Raw genomic sequence first — 4,447 nt, 5'->3', positions numbered from 1 at the left:
GGGGGGATGTTTTTATTCAGCGGCTTCGATGTATTCGGTCATTGGGGGGCATGTGCATATGAGGTTTCGGTCGCCATATGCGTTGTCGACGCGGTTGACGGGGGACCAGTATTTGTCGACGCCCATGGAGCCCGGGGGGAAGCAGGCCTGTTCGCGGGTGTAGGGCCGGTCCCAGTCGCCGACCAGATCGCGCACCGTGTGGGGGGCGTTTTTCAGCGGGTTGTTTTCCGCGTCGATCTTGCCGTCGATGATGTCCTGCGCTTCCGAGCGGATCGAGAGCATGGCGTCGCAGAAGCGGTCCAGCTCGGCCTTGGGTTCCGATTCCGTGGGCTCCACCATCAGGGTGCCCGCCACCGGCCAGCTCATCGTCGGCGCGTGGAAGCCGCTGTCGACCAGACGTTTGGCCACGTCATCCACGGTGACATGGGCCGCCTCGTCCAGGGGTCTTGTGTCGAGGATGCATTCATGCGCCACACGGCCGGACTCGGAGGTGTAGAGGATCGGATAGGCATCCTGCAGACGCGCCGCGATGTAATTGGCGTTCAGGATCGCCACTTTGGTCGCCTGGGTCAGACCCGCGCCACCCATCAGCAGCACATAGGCCCATGAGACCGGCAGGATCGAGGGCGAGCCAAACGGCGCGGCTGAGACCGGACCAACGGCGGTGCCGTATTCCGGGTGGCCAGGCAGGTGCTCTTCCAGATGCGCCTTGACGCCGATCGGACCCATGCCGGGACCGCCGCCGCCATGGGGGATGCAGAAGGTCTTGTGCAGGTTCAGGTGGCTGACGTCACCGCCAATGTCACCGGGGCGCGACAGGCCGACCATGGCGTTCATGTTGGCCCCATCGATATAGACCTGACCGCCGTGATCATGGGTGATCTGGCAGACCTCCTGCACGGTGGTCTCGAATACGCCATGGGTGGACGGATAGGTGATCATACAGGCGGCCAGATGATCGGAATGCTTCTCGGCCTTGGCGCGGAAGTCAGCCAGATCAATATTGCCATTCTCATCCGCCAGCACCGGCACAACCTGCCAGCCCACCATCTGGGCCGAGGCCGGGTTGGTGCCATGGGCCGAGGTCGGGATCAGGCAGACATTGCGCTGCCCTTCGCCGCGGGCAAAGTGATAGTTGCGGATGGTCAGCAGACCCGCATATTCCCCCTGCGCGCCCGAGTTGGGCTGCTGTGAGATCGCGTCATAGCCGGTGATCTGGCACAGCTTGTCGTTCAGATCGGCGATCATCTCGTGATAGCCCTGCGCCTGATCTTCTGGAACGAAAGGGTGCAGATTGCCGAACTCGGGCCAGGTGACCGGGATCATCTCGATCGTGGCGTTCAGCTTCATGGTGCAGGACCCCAGCGGGATCATCGCCCGGTCCAGCGCCAGGTCGCGGTCGGCCAGGCGGCGCATATAGCGGGTGATCTCGGCCTCGGCCCGGTTCTGGTGGAAGATCGGGTGGGTCAGGTATTCGCTTTCGCGCAGCGCGTAATCGGGCAGGCGATAGGCGACATTTGCACTGTCATCCTGACGATCGATGCCAAAGGCACCCCAGACCGCCTCGATGGTCTCGGGCCGGGTCTGTTCATCCAGGCTGATGCCCACTTTCGTGTCGCCCACCTTGCGCAGGTTCACACCACGCGCCACGGCGGCCTCCATCACGACGTTCTGCAGATGGCCGACCTCAACCGTGATGGTGTCGAAGAACACCTCGGGTTCCACGGCAAAGCCCGCCTCTTCCAGGCCAGCCGCCAGGCGCGAGGTCTTGCGGTGCACCGATTGCGCGATGGCCTTGATGCCATCGGGACCGTGGTACACGGCATACATCGAGGCAATCACCGCCAGCAGCGCCTGCGCAGTGCAGACGTTCGAGTTGGCTTTCTCACGCCGGATGTGTTGCTCGCGGGTTTGCAGCGACAGGCGATAGGCCTTGTTGCCGCGGCTGTCGATGGACACACCGATGATCCGGCCCGGCATCGAGCGTTTCAGCTTGTCGCTGGTCGCCATGTAAGCCGCGTGCGGGCCACCATAGCCCATCGGCACGCCAAAGCGCTGGGTCGAGCCGATGGCAATATCCGCGCCCATCTCACCGGGGGATTTCAGCAGCGCCAGCGACAGGATGTCGGCGGCAACGATGGCAATGGCTTTATGTTCATGCAGCGCCGCAATCTCGGCGGTGAAGTCGCGCACGTGACCGTGGGTGCCCGGATACTGGAAGATCGCGCCAAAGACCGCGCCCGCATCCAGTTGATCGGGATCAGCCACCTGCACGTCGATACCCAGAGGCTCAGCCCGCGTTTTGATCACCGCGATGGTCTGCGGGTGGCAGTTCTTGTCGACAAAGAAAGCCGCGTTGTTGGCCTTGGACCGGCCGCCGCGCTTGGCCATCGCCATCGCTTCGGCGGCTGCTGTGGCTTCGTCCAGCAGCGAGGCGTTGGCCACATCCAGCCCGGTCAGGTCGCTGACCATGGTCTGGAAGTTCAACAGCGCCTCAAGCCGGCCCTGGCTGATCTCGGGCTGATAGGGCGTATAGGCCGTGTACCAGGCCGGGTTTTCCAGAATGTTGCGCAGGATCGGCGCGGGCGTGGTGGTGCCGTAATAGCCCTGACCGATCAGCGAGGTCAGAACGGTGTTCTTGCTCGCCACCTCTTTCATGTGGAACAGCGCGTCGCGTTCCGTCATCGCCGGACCCCAGTCCAGCGGCTCTTTCTGCCGGATCGCGGGCGGGACGGTGGCGTCGATCAGCTGGTCCAGCGTCTTGAAGCCGATCACCTTGAGCATGTCGCGCATCTCGGTCGGGCTGGGCCCGATATGGCGGCGGTTGGCGAAGTCATAGGCTTCGTAATCGGTCAGTTTGAAGGCCATCTGTGCGCTCCTCAAGGATAAGTCAGGTCGGGCGGAGACCGCGCAGGCCTCCGATACATCACGAGCCGGTTCGGCCCAAATGGGCGGAGCCCCGTGCAGGGCTCCGAATGTGTTTAGCCGATGAAGGCCTTGTAGCCAGCCTCGTCCATCAGATCCTCAAGCTGCGCGGCATCCGTGATCTTGATCTTGTAGATCCAGGCCTCACCCTCGGGGTCTTCGTTCAGCGCGCCGGGATTGTCGGCCAGCGCCTCGTTCACTTCCACGATCTCGCCATCGACCGGTGCGTAGAGTTCCGAAGCGGCTTTGACGGATTCGATCACGCCGATCTCACCATCCTTCTCGAACTCATCGCCCGCTTCCTGCTGCTCGACAAACACCACTTCGCCCAGCTGTTCGGCGGCATGTTTGGTGATGCCCAGCGTGGCGGTGTCGCCCTCGACCATCAGCCATTCATGCTCTTCGGAATAATAGGTTGCCATGTCTTTCTCTCCTGGCTTCAACGCTTGTAATTCTGTGTGACAAAGGGCAGCGCCACGATCTCAGCCGGTTGCGCCTTGCCCCGGATGATCAGGTTGACCTTCTCGCCCGGCTCACCATGGCCCGCCGAGACATAGCCCATCGCAACAGGGCCACCCACCGTGGGGCCGAAGCTGCCCGAGGTGATCTGGCCGATGGTGTTGCCATTGGCGCATTGCACCTCGACACCCTGACGGGCAGGCGCGCGGCCATCGGGCTTGATGCCCACCAGCTTGCGCGCCGGACCCTCGGCCAGTTCCTTTTGCACGCGCTCAGCCCCCGGGAACCCGCCCTCTTCCTTGCGGCGCTTCTGGATCGCCCAGCCAAGGCTGGCCTCGATCGGCGAGGTGCTCTGGTCGATGTCATTGCCATAAAGGCACAGACCCGCCTCCAGCCGCAGGCTGTCGCGCGCGCCCAGACCGGCCGCTTCGCAATCTTCATGCGCCAGAAACGCCTTGCTGACCTCGATGGCCTTGTCCTCGGGGATCGAGATCTCGTAGCCATCCTCACCGGTATAACCCAGCCGCGAGATCCGGCATTCGACGCCGTTAATATCCGCCACGGTGGTTTCCATGAACTTCAGGTCCCGCGCCGCAGGGCACAGCGCCCCCACCACGTCTTCGGCTTTGGGCCCCTGCACCGCCACCAGAGCGCGGTCAAAGATCTCGGTCACCTCAACGCCGTCCAGGTTGGCCTGCATATGCGGAATGTCCTGATGCCGCAGCGCCGCGTTCACCACCACAAAGTAATGATCCCCCGCATTCGACACGATCAGGTCATCCATGATCCCCCCATCTTCGTTCGTAAAGAACCCGTACCGCGCCTTGCCGGGCTTCAGCGTCGCATAAGCCTGCGGGCACAAAGCTTCCAGCTTCTCCCCCACATTCTCGCCCCGCAAAATCACCTGACCCATGTGAGACACATCAAACAAAGCCGCCTTCTCACGACACTGCTTATGCTCCCCCATAATCCCCAAAGGATACTGTACAGGCATCTCCCATCCCGCAAAATCAACCAACTTTCCTCCCAAACCAACGTGAAGAGAATAAAGAGGGGTGCGTTT

The 4,447-nt window shown here is 62.5% G+C and carries 3 protein-coding genes; all 3 read right to left on the bottom strand.

The window, feature by feature from the left end; translation table 11 throughout:
* Nucleotides 1-12 precede the first annotated feature (12 nt).
* Complete coding sequence (gene gcvP / locus AC2FGE_RS20870) at nucleotides 13-2,868, bottom strand: aminomethyl-transferring glycine dehydrogenase (RefSeq protein ID WP_496821244.1); 2,856 nt, start codon at nucleotides 2,866-2,868, stop codon at nucleotides 13-15.
* Nucleotides 2,869-2,981: 113 nt separating this feature from the next.
* A complete protein-coding gene (gcvH, locus tag AC2FGE_RS20865; protein ID WP_496821243.1) occupies nucleotides 2,982-3,347 on the bottom strand; it encodes a glycine cleavage system protein GcvH in 366 nt (121 codons plus the stop codon).
* 17 nt (nucleotides 3,348-3,364) lie between these two features.
* On the bottom strand, nucleotides 3,365-4,447 hold a 1,083-nt coding region (gcvT, locus tag AC2FGE_RS20860; protein WP_496821242.1), incomplete at its 5' end, for a glycine cleavage system aminomethyltransferase GcvT.

It is taken from the genome of Ruegeria sp. YTSA075 (assembly GCF_059610245.1).
The sequence above is the reverse complement of the archived record's forward strand: the minus strand, read 5'-3'. Positions and strand labels throughout refer to the sequence as shown.